The 255-nt window shown below is 66.7% G+C and carries 1 protein-coding gene; it reads left to right on the plus strand.

The features are described from left to right. The coding region (locus tag ACFHWW_RS34495) for a condensation domain-containing protein (RefSeq protein WP_379943891.1) at positions 1-255 on the plus strand (255 nt) is incomplete at both ends.

Here is a 255-nt window from a genome sequence, read left to right on the forward strand (position 1 = left end):
GCAGGCAGGATTCGACCTCAACGCCGGGCCGCTGATCCGCGGACGGCTGGCGCGCCTGGCGGTGGACGACCACGTGCTGCTGATCAGCATGCACCCCATGGTCTCGGACGATTGGTCGCGGAAGATCCTGACACGCGAACTCAGCGAACTCTATGCCGCGGCCCGGGAGGGCCGCATGGATCGGCTGACGCCGTTGCCGGTGCAGTATGCGGACTACGCGGTTTGGCAGCGCCGTTGGCTGGCGAACGAGGTATT

The organism is Sinorhizobium sp. P24N7 (assembly GCF_042436655.1).
Lineage (GTDB): Bacteria > Pseudomonadota > Alphaproteobacteria > Rhizobiales > Rhizobiaceae > Sinorhizobium > Sinorhizobium meliloti_A.